Consider the following 22,342-nt stretch of genomic DNA (forward strand, 5'->3'; position numbering starts at 1 on the left):
TTCACTAAAATAAGCCTTTAGTGTTTTCCCGATTTGTGGCGTTACAAATCGGTTTTAGCGAATTACCACAATTTGCCCCGTGGCCTGGGATTATGCGGATACTCAACATCAACTTCAAAAACATCAATTCCCTGGAAGGCGAGGGTCGTATCGATTTCGACCAAGGTCCTATCGCCGACAGCGGCGTGTTTGCGATCACCGGGCCGAACGGCTCGGGCAAAACCAGTATTCTCGACGTGATCACGCTTGGCTTGTACGGCGAGACTTTTCGCTTGGATAAGCCGGCGGAGCACGTGATGACCAAGCAGACCAACGACAGTGTGGCGCAAGTCGAATTTGCTCTCGGCGATGTTAAATTTCGTTCCAGCTGGCGCGTGGAACGTACAGGCGATAGCGTGTTACAGCCTCACATGGCCTTAGCCCGGTTAGACGGCGAACAGCAAGAGCTCTTGGCCGACACGCCGAACTCGGTCCGAACTCGGATTGCCGAGTTAACCGGTATGGATTTTCATAAGTTCAGCAAGTCCATGGTGTTGCCGCAAGGCGATTTCGCCGCGTTTTTGAACGCGCTCGATAGCGAGCGTATGGATATTTTGGAAAAAATCAGCGGCTCCGATATTTACCGGGATTACCGGGAGCAAGCCGAATCCAATTACCAAGCCGCTCGTGCCGGTTTGGCTCAACTGCAGCAGGATATCGAATTGATCCCGCTATTGGCCCCCGAGGCTTTGGAAGCCGCCGAGCAGGATTTGCAGGATTTCAAGCAGCAGGCAGATGAATTGAAAGCGCAACAAGCGCTGCTTGAACAACAGATGCGCGACGCGAAAAACGTTCGGGTTCTGCAAAATCGGCAGATACAACTGGAAAGCCAACTACGTCAGATCGAAGATCAAATACAGCAATTGCAAACTGCGCTGCAGGAAATTGGTGGGTTGCAGGATGCCGCCCAGTATCGCGAAGAACTTATTGCATTGGATGCAAAACAAGTTCAGCTTGAGCAAAGTCAAGCCAGTCTCGCAGCATATCGGCAGGAACTTGAGATGTTGCGGAGGCAGCTGGGGGCAGAGGCTGAAAGCAGCACGCCTGAGGAGTTAGCCGGTAAATCCTTGGAGACGCAAAAACAAGCGATCGACACGTTGAAATTGAAAATCAGCGAACTGAAATTGCTGTTGCCCAGCGAGTCCGAGCTTGTCCGGGCGATAGAGCTGCAACTGGCTGAAAAGAGAGCTGCGTTGGCCGAAGTCGATACCTGGCTGCAAGAGCAAAGCCGCGATGCAGCATTGCTGAGCGATTTTCCGGACATTCCTCGGTTACGAAACCTGCGGGTGGAACTGGCGGAATTGTCCGGTAAACAGAAAAGCCAATCGAACTGGACCAAGACGACCACAGCGGCTTTGCAAAAGAACAAGTCGGCGCTAAACGCCACTAAAGCCGATATCTCTGAATTAGAAGCCAAGATTAGCGACGCCCGTGACGTGATGGCGGAGTTGGCGCAAGGTAAAAGTTTCGATGAGCTGAAAGACCTAGCGGTGGAGCAGCAGGGCAGAGTTAATGATTTTCGAGAATTGCTATCTATTGCCGAAGTCAACGCCAAATTCAACAAGAAGGGGTTTTTTCATTGGTTTTCGGCTGGTAGCAAACCTGCCGATTTACCTGATGCCGCTGGGCTGCAGGCACGGCTGGAAGAATTACGGGATGAACTAAGCCGGGAGGACAATATCGGCAAGGCTTTAGAGCAGGCGGTAGCCAACGAAGCCTTATTGAAACGATTTGCCGCGGAACGTAGCAAGCTGGTAGAGGGGCAGCCTTGTTATTTGTGCGGTTCGTTGCATCATCCTTACCTGACGAAGCCACCGCTACAGAGTAATGCCAAAAAGGCCTTGGTCGACCAGCGCGGAAAGATGCAAGCGCTAAAAACCACGATCGACACGTTGGCGGCGCAACTCGCAGCAGCGGAAAAGCGGGGCGTGCAAATATCCGCCCGCGACCAGCGGTTGCAGCAAATGCGTTCGGATTGGCAACTGCTGGTTAATCGATTGAATGTGGTTAGCCAGGATTTGACGATCGATAATGTTTCCTTGCAGAAGCGCTTGCTTGCCAACGAGACGGAAGAGCTGGAGAAAATCAAAAATTTGGTTAACGAACATGCCCAATTGCAGCGGAATGTGGCGAAATGGTTGGCGGAAATCGATAACAAAAAGTCTGCCCTGGAAAAACTTGCCGCATCTGTCAGTCAGTTGGATGAAGCCTGGAATAATCGGCCGTCCGAGTTTGTGGAGGTGGAGCAGCGTTTTGCCAGCCTTAAAGCCGAAGAGAAAGCGTTAACTGAGCAGTTGGAACAGCAACTCGAAAAATTGGGCGAGAAATTGCCCGGTAAAGGTAAGGAAAACCTGTTGTTCGACAAGTTAAATGCCCGTCGCCAGGATTACCAGATTAGAGAAATGCGGCAAAAAGGCTTGATAGAGGAGGTGTCCGCGCTACAGGAAAAATTGCGGGGAACTCAGGCGAACATCATCGACTACCAAAACACACTCTCGGATTATGCGAGCCGATTACTAAACGAGGAATCCGTGGGCTTGCATTTGGCCTTAGTCGAAAAGCAAAAGCTGATCGTCGACTGCGAAAGCGCATTGTCGGCTCAGCAAATCGAATTCGAAGCCATGTCCCGTTTGGTTGCTGGTAAGTTGGCGGGTAGTGACTTCGCCGATATCGACGATTTGCGGGCGGCATTGATGCTTATCGATAGCCGCCAGCAAATCGAAGCGGCGCTGGCGGATCAAGCCGGCCTAAGAGTGTCAATTGTGGAAGCCTTGACTAAAACGGGCGAAGAGTTGCAACGGGAAGCTGCGGTATTGACGATGATGGCGAATACTGACGAAGAAAGCATATTGTATTCGTTGAAGCAGTTGACTCGGCAACTCGAAATCGCCGAGCAGGAAGTCCATAGTTTGGAAAACAAGCTAGACAAACAACAGGGCTACCGGGAGAAGCTTCAAGGGTTGCAGGGGCGGCTAAGCGATCAATTGGCGTTGTACAGTCAAGCGGAAGCGGATCTGAAACTGATCTCCGATGAACAGGGGGGGCTGCGCAAGCGGATTCAGCAGCTGTTGGTCGATAAGTTGATGTCCAAGGCCAATCAAATTTTAGAGAAACTCAGTGGTCGTTATTACGTGCGCAGCGCCGTAAACGATCACGGTTTGGCCCTGGAGATCGAGGATACCAAACAGAGGAATCTGCGCCGATTGCCGAAAACCTTATCCGGGGGTGAAAGTTTTGTGGTGAGTTTGGCTTTGGCTTTGGCGTTAGCGGAAATTGCCAATAATGGTCGGGCGATCGACTCGTTATTTTTAGACGAGGGTTTCGGCAATCTGGATGCCGAGGCTCTGTATCTGGCGATGAGTGCGCTGGAAGGGTTAACGAATCAAGGTAAGACCGTCGGCGTGATTTCCCATGTCGATGCCGTTAAAAAACGCATTAAGACTCAAATAGAGTTGGTGAAAAAAGCCAACGGCTTGAGTGAATTGAAGATGGTTGCCTAGCAGAAGCGGCGGCCTTGGGCTTGTTCCAAAGGCCGCTATGCCGAATCGAACTATCGGCTGGGACGAAAGGCTTTGCCGTAGGTGGTTTCGGCGTCGAAATTGTCCCAGACGTAAAGCGGATAGACTATCGGTTGGGTTGGTACTGGCGCCGAGACCAGATCCAGCACGCCGACTCCGATACGACCGCCCATATTCAGCAGACCTTTTAATGTGCCGCCGACAAAGCCGTAAATCACGTTGCTTTGATTATTGATAATGATGATGTTTTTGGGGATTTCCAAGGACGAAGTCGCGATGTTGGCGAGACCGGTACTCAGTTTGCGGCCGACGGTCTGGCCGTAACTTTCCGATTCGTCGGCTTGTACCGTTAAGCTAAAGCACGCGGTGGCTGATAACAGCAATACTGCTGCGTTGCGGGTTACTTGATTCATAGCGTGTCCTGTAAAAATCCCATTTTGCACCGCGGCCGGCGTTTCGGCTTATAGGCCTGCCGCGTCTCGGCCGAAAGTATAGCAGAGCTTGATTGGATTACTTTTTCAAGGCTTTTGCAAACGCCGAACTCATTGAATTCTGTAGTGCGGGTTGCGGCTTAGGCTTGTGGTTGTTTGGGGTTGTCTTTTCGCTACGCACGAAGTCGCTGCCGTCGACGTCTTTTTTCATGCTCAACGAGATACGCTGGCGGGCGACGTCCACCTCCAGTACCCGTACCTTTACCGTATCGCCGGCTTTGACGACACTGCGCGGATCCTTGACGAACTCGTCAGCCAAATGGGAAATGTGTACCAGCCCGTCCTGATGGACGCCAATATCGACAAACGCGCCGAAAGCCGCGACATTGGTGACCACGCCCTCCAGGCTCATGCCGGGTAAGAGGTCGGTGATTTTTTCCACACCGTCTTTGAATTGGGCGCTTTTGAATTCCGGGCGCGGGTCGCGGCCGGGTTTTTCCAGCTCCTGCAAAATGTCGCTGACTGTCGGTAGGCCGAATTCGGCGCTAGTGTAGTTTGCCGGATTCAGGCTGCGCAGAAAGTGGCTCTGGCCGATCAAGTCGCGGATCGATTTACCCGTGTCGTCTAAAATTGCATTGACTACAGGGTAGGCTTCCGGATGCACCGCCGACGCGTCTAATGGATTGTCGCCGGTCATGATGCGTAAAAAACCGGCCGCCTGCTCGAAAGCTTTGTCACCCAGGCGCGGCACCTTTTTTAATTGGCCACGATTCGCGAACGGACCGTTAGCGTCGCGAAACGCAACAATGTTCTCGCTAATGCCGCTGTTTAATCCGGAGACTTGTTTTAACAGTGCGGCGGACGCAGTATTTACGTCAACGCCGACGGCGTTTACGCAGTCTTCAACCACGGTATCAAGCATGCGGGCCAGTTGCGATTGGTTGACATCGTGCTGATATTGACCGACGCCGATGGATTTGGGGTCGATTTTAACCAGTTCCGCCAACGGATCTTGTAACCGGCGCGCAATTGATACTGCGCCGCGTAGCGAGACGTCGAGGTCAGGAAACTCCTTGGCTGCCAGTTCCGATGCGGAATATACCGACGCGCCGGCTTCGGAGACGACAATTTTCTGGAAATGCAATTCCGGGTGGCGTTTCATTAAGTCGGCGACCAGTTGATCGGTTTCTCGCGAAGCGGTCCCGTTGCCGATGCTAACCAGTTGTACCTTATATTGCGTTATGTGCCTAGCTAGCGTTGCTATTGATTGATCCCACTGGTTTTTGGGTTGATGGGGGTAAACGGTGTCCGTGGTCAGCAATTTACCTGTCGGGTCGACGACGGCAACTTTTACTCCGGTGCGAATACCCGGGTCTAACCCCATGGTTGTTTTTGGGCCGGCCGGCGCCGCCAGCAACAAATCGCGTAGGTTGGCGGCAAAGACTTTTATGGCCTCAAACTCAGCCGCTTCCCGCAGGCGCATTTTCAAATCCATGTCGATGCGGGTAAATAGTTTGACTTTCCATGCGAAGCGGGCGGTTTCGGCCAGCCACGCATCGGCAGGTTTTTGGGTGTCATTGACTTGTAGGTGGCGGCAAACGAACTGGGTGCAAAGCTGGTGCTCGTCTTGATCTTGTTCGGCTGGTTTCAGCGTCAGCGTCAATAGATCTTCGTTTCTGCCGCGGAACAAAGCCAAGGCTCTGTGGGATGGGATTTTGTTGATCGCTTCACTGTAGTCGAAATAATCTTTAAACTTGGCTGCCTCAGTTTCTTTTCCCGATACCACGCTTGCCTGCAAGATGCCTTTATTCCAGATGCGTTCGCGTAGTTCGGTTAGCAATTCCGCATCTTCGGAGATGCGTTCCATGATGATTTGCCGTGCACCGTCCAAGGCCGCTGCAACGTCCGCGACGCCTTTTTCCGGATCAAGGTAGGCGGCGGCGGCTTGCTCCGGAATCAAATCGCGGTTTTGCAGCAGGGCGTCAGCCAATGGTTCCAGGCCTGCCTCGCGGGCAATTTGTGCTTTAGTGCGGCGTTTGGGTTTGTAAGGCAGGTACAAGTCTTCCAGCAGCGTTTTGGTGTCGGCATCGCGGATCGACTGTTCCAGTTCCGGCGTCAGTTTGCCTTGGGATCGGATGCTGTCGAGAATCGAGTCGCGGCGATCGTTGAGTTCACGCAGATATCCCAAGCGATCTTCCAAGTTCCGCAATTGAGTATCGTCCAAGCCGCCGGTCAATTCTTTACGGTAGCGGGCGATGAAGGGTACGGTGGCTCCCTCGTCCAATAAGGCAGCGGCGGCGGCAACTTGTTGGGGTCTTACGGAAAGTTCTGTCGCGATTTGTTGGATGACATCCATCAGTGTTTTGCTCGGAGTAAGTAAAACCGCCGATTTTATCGTACCGGTAGCGGATGAAAAAGCAGGGAAGGATGGAAAAACAGCAGGCACAAAAAAACGCCAGCTGCAGAGCAACTGGCGTTTTGAAGACTAAAGCAAACTAATTATTTTGCTTGGCTCAGGACGTCATTGTTGAAATCTTTGTGCTTAGACAGCACTTGAGCTTCGGCAGCAGAACTGGTGTCGCCGCTGTATTTCAAGTGTTTGGTTTCGTCTTGTTTCAACATAACGACGCCAGCAATAGCAATCGCAGTAACAACAGCAACTACGGTAAAGGTATTGTCTTTTTCTTGTTCAGCCATTTTCTAATCCTCATCTTGTTGTTGTAATAATTAGCCCTATACAGGGGCAACTCGAGTTGTATGTCGAATTTAGTATTATTGTTAGTCGACGGGGCATTTTTTACACTTAAATTTGTTTTGTGTCAAAACAATATTTTTTCGTTGCGAAATTTTTTGCTGTATCAGTGCTATAGCGGACTGTTCCGACGGTTTTGATCGGGGGCGTTCACGTGATGCTGGCGGAGGCGCCGGCGATTGGTCGATTCGAAGTTCGGACGTCGAACTGGCCGCAGAGCCGTCAACACGGTTGTTTCGGTATCTCTTAAACGGAAACGCGTGTTAGCATTCGTAAGATGAGACAGCGAAACCGCATCGGGCTTCGCCTTCACTTTTTATCATGAGGATACAACAATGGTTAAACACGTACATTTGCTGTTCGTAGTTCTGGTTGCGGTCAGCTTTGTCGCAAGGGTGCTGGCAGCGCAACTCAAGCCTGAGTTATTGCAGCGCCCGGTGTTGAAGATCGCGCCGCACGCATTAGCGAGCTTGTTGTTGCTTAGCGGTATTGTTTTGGTGTTTCAAGGTGGCTGGTTGCACGGCAATTTTGGTTGGATTGTGGCCAAGTTGTTGGCATTGCCGATTTTTATCGGCTTGGGCATGCTTGCGATTCGTCGGGAAGGTCAGCAGCGGTGGTTGGCGTTTTTCGGTGCAATTCTGGTGTTCTTGTACATCGGCGGGGTGGCGATCGGTAAAGATGCCTTTTTCATTTTATAAAGTTATTTGATATCAATGGCTTGATGGTCTTTATTTGATGGAGAAAATATGGCTTGACAAGCTAAAAATATTGTTAACTAACGAAAAAGGCTTGTCATGCTGGGGCTCTTGGGTTAGTCTCTGAACCTCCTGTCAATTCTTAACGAAAGGAGGGTAGGATGCGAAAAGCGAGATGGATAGCTTTTTTAACGCTATCAACTGGCCTGGCGTCTGTTAGCTCTGTTAGTTATGCGAAAACAGAGAAACACGGTTTGCTTTCCATTGAACAAAGTGGCATTGCGTCGTACTACAGCGACAAATTGCATGGTCAGCGGACAGCGAACGGTGAGGTTTACGATAAAAATGCAATGACTGCGGCTCATGCCTCCTTGCCTTTCGGCTCGGTGGTGCGAGTTGTAAACTTATCCAATAACCGTAGTGTTCAGCTACGTATCAACAGCCGCGCTAGTCGCAGTAACAAGCGATTGTTAGATGTGTCTAAGCAAGCGGCAAGAGAGCTCGGTTTTGTAGAGGCCGGCTTGGCCAAAGTGAAGCTTGAGGTGGTACGTTTCGGCGACGCCTAAGGCTTGAATCGCCGACTATCCGTCCTATGTTGTCGTGCCGGATAGTCGGTCGATTTTTTGTTACCGATCAGGGATTTGAAGTTGGAATGGCTTTAAAGCCGATATCGTCCCGGTAATATACGTTTTTCCAATCGATTTGGCGGGTCAAGATATAAGCTTTGCGTTGAGCCTCGGCAATGTCGGCCCCCAAAGCGCAGGCACATAACACTCTGCCCCCGGCCGTAACCACCTGTCTGTCGTCCATTAACTTGGTTCCAGCATGAAACACTTTTGTATCTTCGGTGCTATCGGTCGGTAAGCCGTTGATCGGATCCCCTTTTGTATAGGTGTCTGGATACCCGCCGGCAGCCAATACGACGCCTAAAGCCGCTCGTTGGTCCCACTCGGTATCGATTCTGTCCAGCGTTTTCTGCAATGCTGCCTGGCACAACTCCACAAGATCGCTTTTCAATCGCATCATGATCGGTTGTGTTTCCGGATCGCCAAACCGGCAGTTGTATTCCAGAACTTTTACCGTGCCGTTTTTGCCGATCATCAAGCCCGCGTACAAGAAGCCGGTATATTCATTCCCGTCTGCGCGCATGCCGCGTAATGTAGGCATGATGATGTCATTCATGACCCGCTGATGGATTTCGGGAGTCACCACCGGAGCCGGGGAATAAGCGCCCATGCCGCCGGTATTGGGTCCGAGGTCGCCATTGTCGCGCGCTTTATGGTCTTGCGACGTCGCCATTGCTAGTGCGTGCTCGCCGTCCGCGATGACAATGAAGCTGGCCTCCTCGCCTGCTAAGAACTCCTCGATCACTACCCGATGCCCGGCTTCGCCGAAACTGTTACCGGATAGCATGTCCTGCACGGCCTCGATAGCTTGTTCCTCGGTTTGAGCAACGATGACGCCTTTTCCGGCCGCCAAGCCGTCGGCTTTGACGACGATAGGGGCGCCCTGGCTGCGGATGTAGGCGATGGCCTGTTCGGTGTCGGTAAAGGTTTGGTAGGCTGCAGTCGGTATACCGTGGCGGGCCATAAAATCCTTGCAAAACGATTTCGACCCTTCCAGCTGCGCCGCTTGGGCGGAAGGGCCGAAACAGGCAAGGCCCGCCGCCTGGAATCGGTCGACGATACCGAGTACCAATGGGACCTCTGGGCCGACGATTGTCAAGTCTATGCCGCGAGCCTGGGCGAAATTCAGCAATCCCGGAATGTCGTCGGCTTGAATGTCGACGTTGTCGATACCGGGTTCCAGCGCGGTGCCGGCATTGCCGGGAGCTACGAACACATGGGGGGCTTTGGGAGATTGTTTGGCTTTCCAGGCCAGGGCGTGTTCGCGCCCGCCGCTACCGACGATCAGGATTTTCATAGGACTTACCGGAAATGAGTTGGGAAAACAGGGCCGGAGTCGCCGGCCCAAATTGGTATGAATCAGAGAGGCTGCAGCTTATCAATGCCGAAAATGGCGCATGCCGGTCAATACCATCGCAATATTGTGCTCGTCCGCCGCGGCGATTACTTCGGCGTCGCGCATCGAGCCACCGGGGTGTATCACAGCTGTAATCCCGGCCGCCGCCGCGGCGTCAATCCCGTCTCGGAACGGAAAAAACGCGTCGGAAGCCATCACCGAACCGGCGACTTCCAGTCCTTCGTCTGCGGCTTTGATGCCGGCGATCTTGGCGGAATAGACCCGGCTCATTTGGCCGGCGCCTACGCCGATGGTTCGGCCGTGTTTGCCGTAAACGATGGCATTGGATTTGACGAATTTGGCTACTTTCCAGACGAACAACAAGTCGGCCAACTCTTGTTCGGTCGGCGCGCGCTTACTGACGATTTTTAAGTCCGCGGCAGTGATGTTGCCGGTATCTCTGTCTTGAACCAGCAGGCCGCCGCCGACCCGTTTGAAATCGAATTGGCCATCATCAGTTTCACTCCAATATCCGCACTCCAAAACGCGGATATTGGGCTTCTTGGCCAGAGCCGCCCTGGCGTCGGCAGCAATTGCCGGGGCGATAATCACTTCCACGAACTGGCGGCCGATTAGTTCCGAAGCGGTGGATGGGTCCAGTTCGCGATTGAAGGCGATGATGCCGCCGAACGCGGAGGTGGGGTCGGTTGCATAGGCTAGGTTATAAGCCTCGAAAATATCTTTACCAATCGCAACGCCACAGGGATTGGCGTGTTTAACAATCACGCAGGCCGGCTGGTCGGAAAAGGCTTTAACGCATTCTAACGCCGCATCGGCGTCGGCAATGTTGTTGTAGGACAGTTCCTTACCTTGTAACTGTCTGGCGGCGGCGATGCTGCCGGCAGAAGGTGTTTTTTCCCGGTAAAAAGCGGCGTTTTGATGCGGGTTTTCACCGTAGCGCATGGTTTGCAAGCGCTGAAATTGCAGGTTGAGCGTATCCGGAAAGCCGCTGTCGATTACTTTTCCTAAATAAACCGAGATCGCCGTGTCGTAGCGTGCAGTATGTTCAAAGCTTTTCAGTGCCAGTTTGAAGCGGCGCTCGTGACTTAAGGTGACGTTACCGGTTTGCAGTTCTTCGAGAATGGTCGAGTAATCGGCCGGGTCAACCACAACTGCGACATCCTCGTGATTCTTGGCCGCGGCGCGGATCATGGTCGGGCCGCCAATGTCGATATTTTCAATTGCAGTATTCAGATCGCAATCGGGTTTGGCAACGGTTTGTTCGAACGGATAAAGATTCACGATCACCATGTCGATCGGCTGGATGCCGCTTTCTGTCATAACGGTGTCGTCAATTCCACGTCGGCCCAATATGCCACCGTGTACTTTGGGGTGAAGCGTTTTGACACGGCCGTCCATCATCTCCGGAAAGCCTGTGTAGTCCGAGACTTCCCGGACGGCAATGTTGTGCTCGGCCAACAATTTCGCAGTGCCGCCGGTGGATAGTAATTCGACTCCCAGGCCGTTCAGGCCGCGGCAAAATTCCAAGATGCCGGTTTTGTCGGAGACGCTGACCAACGCACGGGTCACTTTTTTGTTCATGCAAACCTCAAAAAGGGGGGAAGAAAATGTTAACTAATGCCGTAATGTTCCAGCTTTTTTCGTAGGGTGCTGCGGCTAAGGCCTAAGATGACCGCGGCTTTGCTTTGGTTGAAATCGCAGTATTTTAGAGTGGTTTCCAACAGCGGTTTCTCGACTTCCGCCAAAACCAGATTGTAGAGGCCGGAGGAGTCGTGACCGTTAAGGTGTTTGAAGTACTCTTCAACGCAATCGCGGACATGGTCTGAAAGGGTGCGGTCGCAGCCGTTATCTTTGGAAGGGGGTGGTGTTACCATCTAGGCCGCTCTTGATGAAATTAAATTAAAAGATGCGTCGACCAGTTTAAGTTGCAGCTTGGTGTCCTGAGCCTGGTTGATCGCCGCTTTTTGAGCGGCCGGCAAAGTGCCGAGACGATCGAAATACCAGCCAATGTGTTTGCGAGCGATTCTAACACCACTGTCTTCGCCGTAGAAACTGTATAAATTCTCCAAGTGTCGGGCTATGAGGGTTTTGATTTCGGTCAAATTAGGCGGTATCGCGGATGTACCCTGTAGGCTTGCCGTGATTTCATGGAAAATCCAGGGGCGGCCTTGGGCAGCGCGGCCGATCATGATGGCGTCGGCTCCGGTGTAATCCAGGACTTGTTTGGCTTTCGCCGCGCTATCAATGTCGCCGTTGGCGATGATTGGAATTTTGCTTACTTGTTTTACGCTTTTGATAGTGTCGTATTCGGCATGGCCTTCGAATTTACAGGCTCTGCTGCGGCCGTGTATGGTTATAGCTTGAATGCCGCTTTGCTCGGCGATTCGGGCGATCCGCAATGCATTGCGATTCTGAGGATCCCAGCCGGTTCGAATTTTCAAAGTGACCGGAATCTCAACTGCCGCGACCACGGCGTCCAGAATTCGGGCCACCAGATCTTCGTCTCTGAGTAACGCCGAACCGGCGGCTGTCGAGCAGACTTTTTTGGCGGGGCAGCCCATGTTGATATCGATGATTTGCGCACCGCGTTGCTGGTTAAGCCTCGCGGCGGTGGCCATCTGCGCAGGATCGGCGCCTAAAATCTGCACAGAGCGTAAGCCGGCTTCCCCAGCACGGTCGGCTTTTTTTAAGGTCCGGGGATGATTTTGCAGGGTGTTGTTCGAAATCAACATCTCCGATACGACCAGACCGGCACCGAACTCGCTGCACAGTTGCCGGAAAGGCTTATCGGTTATGCCCGCCATCGGGGCTAACAGGACATTGTTGGGGAGTTGATAAGGGCCGATCTTCATGGAGTGCCGGGCTAGCCGAAAAGGCAGAAAATGATACCCTAAAATCGGTAGGATGGAGAAGCCGGGATTGCCGGGGCGCTAATTGCGTGGGGCTGCCCGAGTCTGCCTCCGGACGGTAGTCTGGGGAATTCGAATTTTCTTAGGATGCTCCCGGGCGTTCGCAGCTTCAGATCGACTGGAACGGATTAGTCTACGCGTCGCAGGAGGACGCAAATAGATATGGAATATGAGAACAAACAAGTGGTCTGGCATCGGGCAGCGATTAGCCGGCAGAACAGGGAGGCGCTGAATGGGCATCGGTCGGCAATTTTGTGGTTTACCGGCTTGTCCGGAGCTGGTAAGTCGACGCTGGCGCACGCCGTTGAGGAGCGTTTGTACTTGATGGGGTGTCGTACTTTTGTTTTGGATGGCGACAACGTCCGACAGGGTCTCTGCGCGGACCTTGGATTCAGCGATCAAGATCGTAGGGAAAATATTCGGCGCATCGCCGAAGTTGCCAAATTGATGCTGGAGTCCGGAGTCATAACGTTGACGGCGTTTATATCGCCGTTTCGGGCGGAACGCTTGCAGGCACGTAATTTGGTCGCCGCGGCTGATTTTATCGAAATATATTGCCGATGTGATCTGGCTGTCTGCGAGCGGCGCGACACCAAGGGCTTTTACCAAAAAGCCAGGCAGGGAGAGATTAAATGGTTCACCGGAATATCGTCGCCTTACGAAGTTCCGCAAAATCCGGATTTAATCGTGGAAACCGGCAGAGATGCCTTAGAAGAATGTGTGGACAAGGTCATGGATTTTTTGGCGGCAAAGGGGGTGATCCATCCGTTGCCGGAAGGCGGTGAGCTATGAACATCGATGTGTTTAACGGCGATGCGGATGGTATCTGTAGCCTGATTCAGTTGCGTTTGGCATATCCGCTCGAGTCGAGGCTAGTGGCCGGTGTCAAGCGCGACATTGGACTTTTAAACCGAGTTGTGGCCACCCGGGGCGACGACGTGGTTGTGTTGGATGTATCCCTGGACCGGAATCGCGCTCCGCTGTTGGAACTGCTGGCCGAGGGCGTCAGGATTTTTTACATGGATCACCATTATTCCGGAGAAATACCCGGCAATCCGTATTTGACAGCTTGGATCGATACCGACGCTAACGTTTGCACCAGTTTATTGATGGATCGCTATTTGGGCTCGCGTTATACAGCATGGGCGATTGCCGGGGCATTTGGCGACAATTTGCGCGGCGCCGCTTGCGAATTGGCCAAGCAGTTGAACATATCGGCGCGGGAATTGCATGATCTGGAGCAGTTGGGGGTCTGTGTCAATTACAACGGCTACGGCAACGATATTTCCGATCTGCACATGGCGCCAGATTTGTTATACCAAGAGCTGAAAAACTACTGCTCGCCGCTGACTTTTATTTCTGAAAAATTCGAATTGTACCGGCAACTATGCGATGGTTATTTTAGCGATTTAAACTTAGCCAATAGCGCCGATGTGGAATATGTAACCAGTAAAGTTGCCGTTTATGTGTTGCCTAGCGAAAAATGGGCTCGTAGGGTAAGTGGCGTGTGGGCAAATGCTTTGGCTAATCAATATCCGGATAGGGCGCATGCTGTGTTGACACTCAATGGTGTGGGGGGGTACCAGGTTAGTTTGCGGGCCCCTTTGGTAAACAAATGGGGAGCAGACCTAGTGTGTGCTCAATTTGGCGGGGGAGGGCGTAAAGCCGCTGCGGGTATCGATCATTTGCCAGAAAATGAATTGAAACGATTTGTCGACGTGATGGTAAATCAATTTCTATGACTTTGTTGTTATATTATGCTTTTTTTATAGTTTACGGCAGTCTGATACCGTTTGATTTTAATGGCTACACTTTTGAGCAAGCTTGCAGAGTATTTGCCAATATACCTTGGCTGGCCTTGGGGATGTATTCCAGGGCTGACTGGATAGCCAATATCTTGCTCTATATCCCGTTCTCTTATTTGCTGGCAAATGCGTTGGCTGGTAAGAGCAGTTCGGCTTCTTATCGACTGTTGGCTGTTGTGATTGCGGTGTTGCTTGGGTTCGTCCTTGCATTAGCTATCGAGTTTTGTCAGGTATTTTTTCCGCCGCGGACGGTGTCGCTAAACGACTTGTTAGCCGAAACCATGGGCTTGTTTATCGGGTCCGGTTTATGGCGAATTGTCGGTGGTAAAGTCGACGAGTTGTTTAAATCGATTGTGAATAATAGCCGCCAATCGCAGTCGGCATTTATTACGCTCTACACGGTTTTTTACCTGTTCTTGAGTTTTTTTCCGTTCGACTTTGTTACCTCTGCGGATGAGCTTCATAAAATTATTTCGGCAAAATCCCTAGGATTTATTTCCGGAATTGTGGATGGGGATGGTATCGTCTTTGTTCTAAAGCCATGTTTAGAGGTTTTTGCCGCTGTACCGCTCGGTTTCTTTATAGCCAGTAAGTTTTTTTGCCGTAGGCTCGGAAATGTTTTTTTATTGGCATTCTCGGTTTCGGCTTTGTTGGAAGTATTGCAGTTATTGCTGATTACTGGCACTTTTCAGGGGGTATCGATAATAGCCAGAGGCGCGGGAGTTTGCTTCGGTGCATACGCAGCAAACGGCAAATTGAATTTGAATCTAAAATCGCTACGAATTGAGTTTTTACGGTTTTCGCCAATTGTCTTTTTTATCTATTTGGTTGTTGTGTTATCGGTGAACGGCTGGTCACTCGCTAGTTTTACCGGCTATCAGAATGGCTTAGCTGAAATAGCTCAAATTAACTGGTTGCCGTTTTACTATCATTATTATGTTACCGAAGCGGTTGCCTTAACCAGCGTTATGTACGTTGTGGTAACTTATCTGCCGCTAGGAGTGGGATACGCATTTATAGAGAAGCGTTTAAACGTCAGTTATATCGTAGTTGCTTCCGTATTTTTGGCTTTTTTAGTTGAATTTGGGAAGTTGTTTTTTTCAGTTAAACATCCCGATCCTTCAAATTTACTAATTGCCGGATTTTCTGCCTATTTTGGATTCTACATTGTAAATGTCTTTAAGTATGCTGAATATGGTAATTTTTCCGGATCGGTAAAAAATGGGAATATGAGAAATACTCAGGCTCAAATAGCGTATCAAAGCTTTGGCAGTTTAGACGCTACAGATGGTGCAGAAAATCAAGTCGTTCTATCGGCTCCCCGTTCGAATACGGATTATAGTTATGGGCAACCTAATACCTTAGGAAAGTCGATCGCCTTGGCAGTTCTTTTTTTGGTGTTTTGGAAAGCGGGAAGTCTGCCGGCATTTACCTTGCAGATTGTTGCGTTTTTAGTGGCTTACGCAACAGCGGTATGGCTTATGCCTCAAGCGTGGTTAATTTTATTACCGACGATTGTGCCTTTGGTCGATTTGTCGCCTTTCAGTGGCCGTTTCTTCTTCGCGGAAGTCGATTTAATAGTGCTGACGACTTTTGCGGTCAGTCTGCTGAGAAATCGTTGGGTATTGCAGGATAGTGACGTACCTGTAGGACTGTGGGTTTTGACGATTTTGCTAGTATCTTCGTTATCAATAAGCTTGTTGGTCGGACTATACCCGTTTGATATGATCGATGATAATTCGTTTATTAACTACTATAGCCGCTATAACGCCCTACGTGTTTTCAGAGGTTTTTTTTGGGCATTGATTCTTTTTCCAATTTTGGTTTTTAGTTTAAAGCGTATTAATAAAGCGCGAGAATATTTGTGTTCGGGTATTCTGTTGGGTCTGTTAGTTGTCTGTTTGGTGGCAATTTGGGAAAGATTTTTGTATTCAGGTTTATTTAACTACGATACCGACTTTAGGATTACAGCGAGTTTTGCCAGTATGCATACCGGCGGCGGGCATATTGATGAGTATTTGGTACTAGTGGTTCCGTTCATTGCAACGCAGTTTTTTGGTAAGCAGAAAGCGTTTCGAGCGGTTTTCGCCTTGGTATTATTGGTGTTAAGTACATACACTATATTGGTTACATTCTCCCGGGGGCCGTATATTGCCTTTATAGTTGAGGCCGTTTTACTGTGTGTATTGTTTTATACTTCGGTAAGAAGCAATGTCCGCTATCGATTGGGTTTTATTTTGGCTATTGCTGTGACGCTTGCGGTCTTATTAGCGCTATCTGTGCCGGTTTTGAAGGGGGATTTCATCCAGAAACGTTTTAGTCAAGTCGAACAAGATTACTATATCAGGACGTCCCATTGGTCGGACGCGATAAACATGATGGATTCTGGAATTGCGACTAGTCTTTTCGGAATGGGATTAGGTAGTTATCCTAGAACCTACTTTTGGCGAAATTCCGAGAATACTATTCCGGCAACGTATTCTCTCGCCACAGAGGGTGACGGGCATTATTTAAAGCTGGGGGGTGGTGACTCGCTATATGTAGAGCAAAGAGTACCGGTTGCGCCCGATACTGAATACAAACTCAGTTTCGAGGCACGAAGTGAGTCCTCTGATGCAATGCTAACAATTCCGATTTGCGAGAAAGCGCTTTTATACTCGTTTGATTGTATTTGGGACTCTTTTAACTTAGCGGGTACAGGCAAGTGGCAAAAATTCGAAAAAATTATCAAGGTTACGAGTATTGGTGCTCCGAAAGGAAAATTAACTGGAACTTTGTCGAAGCGCGCGACGAAGTTAGGTCTTTATAACGGCATAAGTCAAACAGTATTGGATGTAAGAAATGTCAGTCTGGTCGATGCGGAAGGAAACGATTTAGTTAAAAATGGGGGTTTTTCACACGGATTCGATTATTGGTTTTTTTCTACCGATAATCACTTGCCTTGGCACATCAAAAACGTCTGGGTCCAGATGTTCTTCGATCTAGGATGGTTCGGACTCATTGTTTTCAGTTGTTTTGTAACGTATGTTTTGATTCAAAGTTTCAAAGGTACAGTTTTGGGTGATAGGTTTGCCTTAGCCGCAATGACTGGTTTAGTCGGTTTTTTGGTGGTTGGCGTAGTCGATAGTCCTTTCGACGAACCGCGGCTAACTTTTATGTTTTTATTGATATGTTGGTTTTCGATTCTCAGTAGAGCGAATAATGCGTAACGTGTTCTCTTTTATTCGCTCTGTAAGACGGAGTGAAGGTTTTTTTTGTCGATTATTTAAAAACTTTTCTAAGATTTTTGACGACAAAAAATTTTATTTTTTATTTTTTATTTGGATTTCTTGCAGCTTAGAAGCGTCAACTCAGTCTTCTGCGCAAGCCTCAAAACAGACTCATGAAGAAAGCAAAACCAATAAGCAGCTAAATATCGCGGTTGAGACGGATAATGCTCAACGCTCTAATAAAGAAAAACAAAATTCTTTAAGTGGAGCGGAAAATCAGAATTTAAATGCATTAACTAAAAAAGACGCATCGCAAGTAGAGCCTTACTTAACGTTTGGGGAACTGCTGGCTAGAAATGCTGGAAAGCCCTCTGTTTATCCTCGAAGCATTGAGGACACTGGGGATTTGAAAGGTTTCGTTAATTTTGAATCCACTCCCAAAATTTCATACAGTGGAATGCTCGACTCAGTCAGGGACACGATAGGTGATTCTGCATATAGTAAATTGCTATGGACTTACTACGATATCAAAGAAATTGATAATTTAATTTACACAAAGATGGCTCAATACGATTTTAGTCATAGTATTTTTTCGGAAGGATTTCGGTCTATAAACGGACTGAACCAGCAATTTGGCGCAAGCATCATGGTCAGCAATAGGCTTGGGGCGCCGAATGAAAGTTCTATGTTCCAGGGTGAGTTTAATAAAACTCCCTCAAGTGCTGGAGGTAAAGCGGTGTTGAATATTCCGGAGCAAAGCCTGGAAAATGTGCAAAGCGATGTTCTTGAAAATAGTTATTTTGCGTTGATTCTGCGCTTTCTCACAGTAAAAAACCTGATTTACGCGATGTTGGCTACTTTTCTAGGCGGTTTGCTTTTAAGAGTTGTCAGGTTTTTTATCAAGCAGGATTTAAGTTAAATCGTAGGAAACCGATAATAGAAGTCGCCCAATCTGTTTCCTCAACAAATCCGGAATTTAAGTTCTATTAATTTAATTCGATTTTCACATTGACTTCAAGTCCGACTGGTGCTTGAAGTGGCGATTCTGGGTCGATAAAAACTTGAATAACGTCGATGTCTTTGCGCTCGGTTGCTGTTTTTGCGAACACGGTTTTTTTACCCATAATTTGCTTCACCAAGGACACGCGAGCGGGAATTTCTTTATCGCCTAATCCTCTGCCAAACAAAGTCGCCTTTTGGCCTGCGCGAAGCATTAATGCATAATTCTCGTCCACTTCAGCCCGCACGCGTAACTTGTTTAGGTCGCCCAATAATAATACCGGCTCCGGGCTGCTAGTCGAAAATGTCGACTCGCCGACGCGTAAGATATTTTCCAGCACGGTGCCGTCGATCGGGGCAATCAGTAAGGTTTCGGCGAGACTTTGCTGAGCGGCTTTTAATCGGGCTTCGGCAACTGCCACTTGAGCCAGGGCGGCTTGTTTGTCGACGTCGCGGACGTAGTTTGTCAGATAGCGGGTTTCCGATATTAGGCGAAGACTATCTGCTTGCTTAAGCTTGGCACTGGTTTCCGCCAGATCGCGTTCGTCTTCCGAAGCGAATTTGCTATTTTGCAGCCGGTCGATGCGCTCGAGTTTACGGCGTGCATATTCAGCGTCCAGGGCAGATACCTTCTGCGCGCTTTTTTTGGCTTCTATTTCGTAGGGATTGATGCCTGCCATCACTTTTTCCAAATCGGCTTTGGCAGCGGCTAATTGGGCTTCCGCTACGGTCACGGCGATCTGCTCTTCGGCGTTTTTTTGAGCGGCGAGGGTATCGCCGGCCTTGACCCGTTGACCCAGTTCGACTTTATATTCGCCGAGGATTCCAGGGTGTTTGAATGCTACTCGGCGAATTTCGTTGGCAGGTTCAACGTAGCCTATGCCTTGTATCCTTCTCGGTTCTGATCCGGATTGCTCGGCTAAAAGTTGCGGACTGCCAATAGTCACCAGTAGAGCTACAAAAAATGAGGCTGGGCGTCGCATATTTAAAGTCCGGGAGGATGGTCCAAATTAGTTTCAGTATAGAAAGTATTTTCCGTTGCCGCAGTTTGCTTTCGTTCCACTAGAAGTCCGTCTGCAATCGACAGGATTCGATCGAAAAGAGGCAGCATTCTGGTGTCGTGGGTCACAACCACTAGGACTGCGTTTTCGATTCGGGCTTGTTCCAGCAATAGTTCAACTACGGTTTTACCGGTATTCCAGTCAAGCGCGGCTGTAGGTTCGTCAGCCAGTACAATGGATGGTCGGTGCAGTAACGCCCGCGCGATGGCTACGCGTTGGCGTTGTCCGCCGCTCAGTTGCGTCGGATATTTGTGCCGAAGGGGTTGAAGTTGCAGCCTATCCAGTAGTTTGTTCACGCGCTGGTCGATATCGGAGGGTTCCATGCCGGCATTGCGGCCGACGACGGAGAGGTTATCTCCGATCGTTAAAAACGGTAACAGTTGAGCTTGTTGAAAAATAAACCCGAGTTTTTGTCGGCGAACTTCGGTCAGGCTACTTTTGTCGGAAAAATTGACGGGGTTATTATCGACCAACAATTGGCCGGCGCTCGGTTCGAGCAGGCATCCCAGTATCGATAGCAATGTTGTTTTGCCTGAGCCGGACGGGCCTATCAGTACCGATGCTTCTCCTTGGGTGAATTCGAGATCGACACGCTTCAATACTTGTTCGACAAGATCTCCGCTGCCGTAACTTTTGGTTATGCCCTGGCAAGCTAAAACGTTTTTCATCAGTGAAACACCGATACTGGGTCCAATTTAAAGACTGCACGGATCGAGAACCAGGAGCCGGCTATGCAACATAGTAGTGAAAATAGGGTCAGGCACGCGGAGACCGCCGGCGTGGTTTCCAATGGAATTGGGCTCAGCGCTGTGAGTTTGCAGGCGACTAAGAACAGTAACGAGCCTAAAACTATGCCCAGTCCGCCTAGGGTTATGCTTTGCGCGAGTATGATTTGTCTTAATGTTTTTTGGTGGAAGCCTAGAGCAAGTAGGGTTGCGTAATTGCCGATGTGGTCTTGCGTGATTGAAAACAAAGTTTGGCTCATAATGATGACGCCAACCAACAACCCAAGTGCTGCCGTTATGATGACGGTGATCCCTACTCCTGTTTCCAACATCCAATATTTAACCGAGCGAGCCGCGAATTGTTTTGTGGTCAACACCTCAACGTTAGATAGTTCACTCGCAATTCGGTCGCGGATGACGGACGGGTCTTCTCCTGGTGCTATGCGCGCGAGGACGTATGTAATATCGTCTTCTTGATGGGCGGGGACGTAGCCGAGGGCGTTATCGATTGATGTAAACACAAACGGAGCGGCAGTAAAGGTGCGCACTCCTCTGGAGAAACCGCCAACGATTGCCCGCTTTCCTTCCATCTCCGCTTCGTCTCCGATGTTATTCACACCCAGCGCGTTTTTTGACAGCTCGTCTATTAAAACGGTATCGGGCAAGTGCACGGATTCGATATCTCCAGAGGCGATATTCCAGGGGCCGCCGACGTTGCTGGAATCAAGGCCAATAACTTCAACTGTGATACGTTTACCATCCGGATGTTGCCAGTTTATCCAAATCACTAGCATACCTTCAGCCCACTTAACGCCATCAACGCTACTGACTTGCTGGATTCGATGCCGAGGTATGGTAGTGCCGAAGTCGAAAGTGCGTGTGTTTTCTGCCATTACCCATACATCAGCCCCAGCATGTTCTATTATGGCACTGTTAGTATTTACCCAACCGACCAGCAGGCCGATTTGAGCGGCCGCCAAGAAGAATGCCAGTGCTATGCCGACCACCGTCATCGCAAAGCGTAGGCGTTTGTGAAGTAACATTTGGGTGGAAACTGGGAAAACTACCGAATTCATCGTGGAATTGAATGATTTTTACCGATGTGAGATTGGACTTCTGCCGTCTTTTAGCTGGGTATCGCAAAGGAAGAGGCTAGTAGTTTAGGGTGGCCAGTCTTCGGCTTGAGGTTTAGGTCCAGGGCATCGGTGTTGGGAGGATGACTATAGATACATTCATAATAGTAGCTGGCGCAAACAGCAGGCAAAAAAGCCTGTTGACAGTATAGCAAAATACTTAGTACAACCACCGACCTCTATCTGGAGCAGCCCCATGACCGCATTCAATTTCGAACAGGCGTTTTCCCGCAATATCGGTTGGATCACGCAAGATGAACAGGCAAAACTTCGTGGCAAAAAAATAGCGATTGCGGGTTTGGGCGGCGTCGGAGGCAGTCATTTGCTTACACTGACCCGCTTAGGTATCGGCAGCTTCCACATAGCGGACTTTGATAAATTTGAACTGGCCAATTTTAATCGTCAGGCAGGGGCGACAATGTCGCATCTAAATCAGCCCAAAGTTGACGTGATGGCAGACATGGCGCGCGATATCAATCCTGAGTTGACCATCGAAAAGTACTCGGACGGTGTTACTGCAAGCAATCTCGCCAATTTTTTTAGTGGGGTGGATTTATATGTTGATTCGCTCGACTTTTTCGCTTTCGAAGCCAGAGAGATGGTGTTTGCTTACTGTGCAGAGCATGGTATTCCTGCAGTCACGGCGGCTCCTTTAGGAATGGGGGTTGCGCTACTGAACTTTATGCCGAGCAAAATGACTTTTGAACAGTATTTTCAACTTAGAGGTAAGTCGCGAACGGAGAAAATTTTGCATTTCTTATTGGGATTGTCGCCCGCTATGTTGCAGAGAGGATATTTGATAGAGAGAGGTGCAGTCGATTTACTAAATAATCGTGGGCCTTCCACTCCAATGGCGTGCGAGTTGTGTGCCGGAGTGGTAGCGACTCAAGCTCTGAAAATTTTATTAGATCGAGGTAAGGTTATTGCCGCGCCGACAGGGTTGCATTTCGACGCTTACCGTAACAAGTTGGTTAAGACTTGGCGGCCGGGCGGAAACAACAATCCGATCCAGAAGTTAGGTATTCTGCTGGCAAAGCAGCAGTTTATTAAGATGATTCAGGAATAGGATTTCTTCCTCGTCAT

At 49.7% G+C, this 22,342-nt stretch carries 19 protein-coding genes; 9 read left to right on the plus strand and 10 right to left on the minus strand.

What is annotated here, in order from left to right; translation table 11 throughout:
- Window positions 1-92: 92 nt before the first annotated feature.
- Entirely contained in the window at window positions 93-3,539 is a 3,447-nt protein-coding gene (locus AC0IM9_RS04495) for an AAA family ATPase (protein WP_482803210.1), read from the plus strand.
- A gap of 50 nt (window positions 3,540-3,589) precedes the next feature.
- On the opposite strand, the gene AC0IM9_RS04500 is transcribed toward AC0IM9_RS04495, so the two are convergent.
- Complete coding sequence (locus AC0IM9_RS04500) at window positions 3,590-3,970, minus strand: exosortase system-associated protein, TIGR04073 family (RefSeq protein ID WP_140910615.1); 381 nt, start codon at window positions 3,968-3,970, stop codon at window positions 3,590-3,592.
- A 97-nt stretch (window positions 3,971-4,067) separates the two neighbouring features.
- A complete protein-coding gene (locus AC0IM9_RS04505) occupies window positions 4,068-6,344 on the minus strand; it encodes a Tex family protein (protein ID WP_482803211.1) in 2,277 nt (758 codons plus the stop codon).
- On the opposite strand from AC0IM9_RS04505, the gene AC0IM9_RS04510 reads away from it, so the two are divergent.
- Window positions 6,334-6,477 carry a hypothetical protein gene (locus tag AC0IM9_RS04510; RefSeq protein ID WP_278211373.1) on the plus strand — a complete coding sequence of 48 codons (144 nt, stop codon included), beginning with the start codon at window positions 6,334-6,336 and terminating at the stop codon, window positions 6,475-6,477. The two genes, AC0IM9_RS04505 and AC0IM9_RS04510, sit on opposite strands and share 11 nt — an antisense overlap.
- A 10-nt stretch (window positions 6,478-6,487) precedes the next feature.
- Here the strand turns inward: AC0IM9_RS04510 and AC0IM9_RS04515 are convergent, their stop codons facing one another.
- A complete protein-coding gene (locus AC0IM9_RS04515; RefSeq protein WP_140910617.1) occupies window positions 6,488-6,685 on the minus strand; it encodes a hypothetical protein in 198 nt (65 codons plus the stop codon).
- Window positions 6,686-7,075: 390 nt separating this feature from the next.
- Between AC0IM9_RS04515 and AC0IM9_RS04520 the strand changes: the two genes are divergently transcribed.
- Both AC0IM9_RS04520 and AC0IM9_RS04525 read left to right on the plus strand, forming a co-directional pair.
- Window positions 7,076-7,438 (plus strand): SirB2 family protein, encoded by a 363-nt coding sequence (locus tag AC0IM9_RS04520; RefSeq protein WP_445371064.1) that lies wholly within the window; start codon window positions 7,076-7,078, stop codon window positions 7,436-7,438.
- Window positions 7,439-7,596: 158 nt separating this feature from the next.
- Window positions 7,597-8,001: a septal ring lytic transglycosylase RlpA family protein gene (locus AC0IM9_RS04525; RefSeq protein WP_140910619.1), complete on the plus strand. Its 405-nt coding sequence runs from the start codon at window positions 7,597-7,599 to the stop codon at window positions 7,999-8,001.
- A gap of 67 nt (window positions 8,002-8,068) precedes the next feature.
- Here AC0IM9_RS04525 and purD read toward each other — a convergent pair whose 3' ends face one another.
- The 4 genes from purD to dusB form a co-directional block, all read right to left on the minus strand.
- Window positions 8,069-9,358, minus strand: a complete 1,290-nt coding sequence (gene purD / locus AC0IM9_RS04530; RefSeq protein WP_482803212.1) for a phosphoribosylamine--glycine ligase — start codon at window positions 9,356-9,358, stop codon at window positions 8,069-8,071.
- An 81-nt stretch (window positions 9,359-9,439) separates the two neighbouring features.
- Window positions 9,440-10,999: a bifunctional phosphoribosylaminoimidazolecarboxamide formyltransferase/IMP cyclohydrolase gene (gene purH, locus AC0IM9_RS04535; RefSeq protein ID WP_482803213.1), complete on the minus strand. Its 1,560-nt coding sequence runs from the start codon at window positions 10,997-10,999 to the stop codon at window positions 9,440-9,442.
- A gap of 29 nt (window positions 11,000-11,028) precedes the next feature.
- Window positions 11,029-11,292, minus strand: coding sequence for a helix-turn-helix domain-containing protein (locus tag AC0IM9_RS04540; RefSeq protein ID WP_140910622.1), 264 nt, complete (start codon window positions 11,290-11,292; stop codon window positions 11,029-11,031).
- A complete protein-coding gene (gene dusB, locus AC0IM9_RS04545; protein ID WP_482803214.1) occupies window positions 11,293-12,270 on the minus strand; it encodes a tRNA dihydrouridine synthase DusB in 978 nt (325 codons plus the stop codon).
- A gap of 219 nt (window positions 12,271-12,489) precedes the next feature.
- Between dusB and cysC the strand changes: the two genes are divergently transcribed.
- From cysC to AC0IM9_RS04565, 4 genes are read left to right on the plus strand one after another with little or no spacing between them, the layout of a single operon-like run.
- Window positions 12,490-13,119, plus strand: coding sequence for an adenylyl-sulfate kinase (gene cysC / locus AC0IM9_RS04550; RefSeq protein WP_482803215.1), 630 nt, complete (start codon window positions 12,490-12,492; stop codon window positions 13,117-13,119).
- On the plus strand, window positions 13,116-14,069 hold the full coding sequence (locus AC0IM9_RS04555; protein WP_482803216.1) for a DHH family phosphoesterase: 954 nt from the start codon (window positions 13,116-13,118) through the stop codon (window positions 14,067-14,069). The genes cysC and AC0IM9_RS04555 overlap by 4 nt, the downstream gene beginning before the upstream one ends.
- Complete coding sequence (locus AC0IM9_RS04560) at window positions 14,066-17,341, plus strand: VanZ family protein (protein WP_482803217.1); 3,276 nt, start codon at window positions 14,066-14,068, stop codon at window positions 17,339-17,341. The genes AC0IM9_RS04555 and AC0IM9_RS04560 overlap by 4 nt, the downstream gene beginning before the upstream one ends.
- A complete protein-coding gene (locus AC0IM9_RS04565; protein ID WP_482803218.1) occupies window positions 17,334-18,260 on the plus strand; it encodes a hypothetical protein in 927 nt (308 codons plus the stop codon). The genes AC0IM9_RS04560 and AC0IM9_RS04565 overlap by 8 nt, the downstream gene beginning before the upstream one ends.
- Before the next feature lie 67 nt (window positions 18,261-18,327).
- Here AC0IM9_RS04565 and AC0IM9_RS04570 read toward each other — a convergent pair whose 3' ends face one another.
- The 3 genes from AC0IM9_RS04570 to AC0IM9_RS04580 are packed head-to-tail and all read right to left on the minus strand — an operon-like array spanning window position 18,328 to window position 21,169.
- Complete coding sequence (locus AC0IM9_RS04570) at window positions 18,328-19,323, minus strand: HlyD family secretion protein (protein ID WP_482803219.1); 996 nt, start codon at window positions 19,321-19,323, stop codon at window positions 18,328-18,330.
- A 2-nt stretch (window positions 19,324-19,325) separates the two neighbouring features.
- Window positions 19,326-20,069 carry an ABC transporter ATP-binding protein gene (locus tag AC0IM9_RS04575; RefSeq protein WP_140910629.1) on the minus strand — a complete coding sequence of 248 codons (744 nt, stop codon included), beginning with the start codon at window positions 20,067-20,069 and terminating at the stop codon, window positions 19,326-19,328.
- Window positions 20,069-21,169, minus strand: a complete 1,101-nt coding sequence (locus AC0IM9_RS04580; protein WP_482803220.1) for an ABC transporter permease — start codon at window positions 21,167-21,169, stop codon at window positions 20,069-20,071. The genes AC0IM9_RS04575 and AC0IM9_RS04580 overlap by 1 nt, the downstream gene beginning before the upstream one ends.
- Window positions 21,170-21,455: 286 nt before the next feature.
- Between AC0IM9_RS04580 and AC0IM9_RS04585 the strand changes: the two genes are divergently transcribed.
- Entirely contained in the window at window positions 21,456-22,325 is an 870-nt protein-coding gene (locus AC0IM9_RS04585; RefSeq protein WP_278211387.1) for a ThiF family adenylyltransferase, read from the plus strand.
- The last annotated feature ends 17 nt before the right edge of the window (window positions 22,326-22,342 follow it).

It is taken from the genome of Methylomonas sp. Uni0011 (genome assembly GCF_056850255.1).

What these genes read in the sequence shown, in the direction of transcription:
- AC0IM9_RS04505 (WP_482803211.1), bottom strand. Translation starts at nt 6,344, where the DNA reads ATGGATGTCATCCAACAAATCGCGACAGAACTTTCCGTAAGACCCCAA.
- purD (WP_482803212.1), bottom strand. Translation starts at nt 9,358, where the DNA reads ATGAAAATCCTGATCGTCGGTAGCGGCGGGCGCGAACACGCCCTGGCC.
- AC0IM9_RS04495 (WP_482803210.1), top strand. Translation starts at nt 93, where the DNA reads ATGCGGATACTCAACATCAACTTCAAAAACATCAATTCCCTGGAAGGC.
- AC0IM9_RS04565 (WP_482803218.1), top strand. Translation starts at nt 17,334, where the DNA reads ATGCGTAACGTGTTCTCTTTTATTCGCTCTGTAAGACGGAGTGAAGGT.
- purH (WP_482803213.1), bottom strand. Translation starts at nt 10,999, where the DNA reads ATGAACAAAAAAGTGACCCGTGCGTTGGTCAGCGTCTCCGACAAAACC.
- AC0IM9_RS04500 (WP_140910615.1), bottom strand. Translation starts at nt 3,970, where the DNA reads ATGAATCAAGTAACCCGCAACGCAGCAGTATTGCTGTTATCAGCCACC.
- AC0IM9_RS04540 (WP_140910622.1), bottom strand. Translation starts at nt 11,292, where the DNA reads ATGGTAACACCACCCCCTTCCAAAGATAACGGCTGCGACCGCACCCTT.
- cysC (WP_482803215.1), top strand. Translation starts at nt 12,490, where the DNA reads ATGGAATATGAGAACAAACAAGTGGTCTGGCATCGGGCAGCGATTAGC.
- AC0IM9_RS04510 (WP_278211373.1), top strand. Translation starts at nt 6,334, where the DNA reads ATGACATCCATCAGTGTTTTGCTCGGAGTAAGTAAAACCGCCGATTTT.
- AC0IM9_RS04575 (WP_140910629.1), bottom strand. Translation starts at nt 20,069, where the DNA reads ATGAAAAACGTTTTAGCTTGCCAGGGCATAACCAAAAGTTACGGCAGC.
- AC0IM9_RS04555 (WP_482803216.1), top strand. Translation starts at nt 13,116, where the DNA reads ATGAACATCGATGTGTTTAACGGCGATGCGGATGGTATCTGTAGCCTG.
- AC0IM9_RS04585 (WP_278211387.1), top strand. Translation starts at nt 21,456, where the DNA reads ATGACCGCATTCAATTTCGAACAGGCGTTTTCCCGCAATATCGGTTGG.
- AC0IM9_RS04515 (WP_140910617.1), bottom strand. Translation starts at nt 6,685, where the DNA reads ATGGCTGAACAAGAAAAAGACAATACCTTTACCGTAGTTGCTGTTGTT.
- AC0IM9_RS04520 (WP_445371064.1), top strand. Translation starts at nt 7,076, where the DNA reads ATGGTTAAACACGTACATTTGCTGTTCGTAGTTCTGGTTGCGGTCAGC.
- dusB (WP_482803214.1), bottom strand. Translation starts at nt 12,270, where the DNA reads ATGAAGATCGGCCCTTATCAACTCCCCAACAATGTCCTGTTAGCCCCG.
- AC0IM9_RS04570 (WP_482803219.1), bottom strand. Translation starts at nt 19,323, where the DNA reads ATGCGACGCCCAGCCTCATTTTTTGTAGCTCTACTGGTGACTATTGGC.
- AC0IM9_RS04560 (WP_482803217.1), top strand. Translation starts at nt 14,066, where the DNA reads ATGACTTTGTTGTTATATTATGCTTTTTTTATAGTTTACGGCAGTCTG.
- AC0IM9_RS04580 (WP_482803220.1), bottom strand. Translation starts at nt 21,169, where the DNA reads ATGTTACTTCACAAACGCCTACGCTTTGCGATGACGGTGGTCGGCATA.
- AC0IM9_RS04525 (WP_140910619.1), top strand. Translation starts at nt 7,597, where the DNA reads ATGCGAAAAGCGAGATGGATAGCTTTTTTAACGCTATCAACTGGCCTG.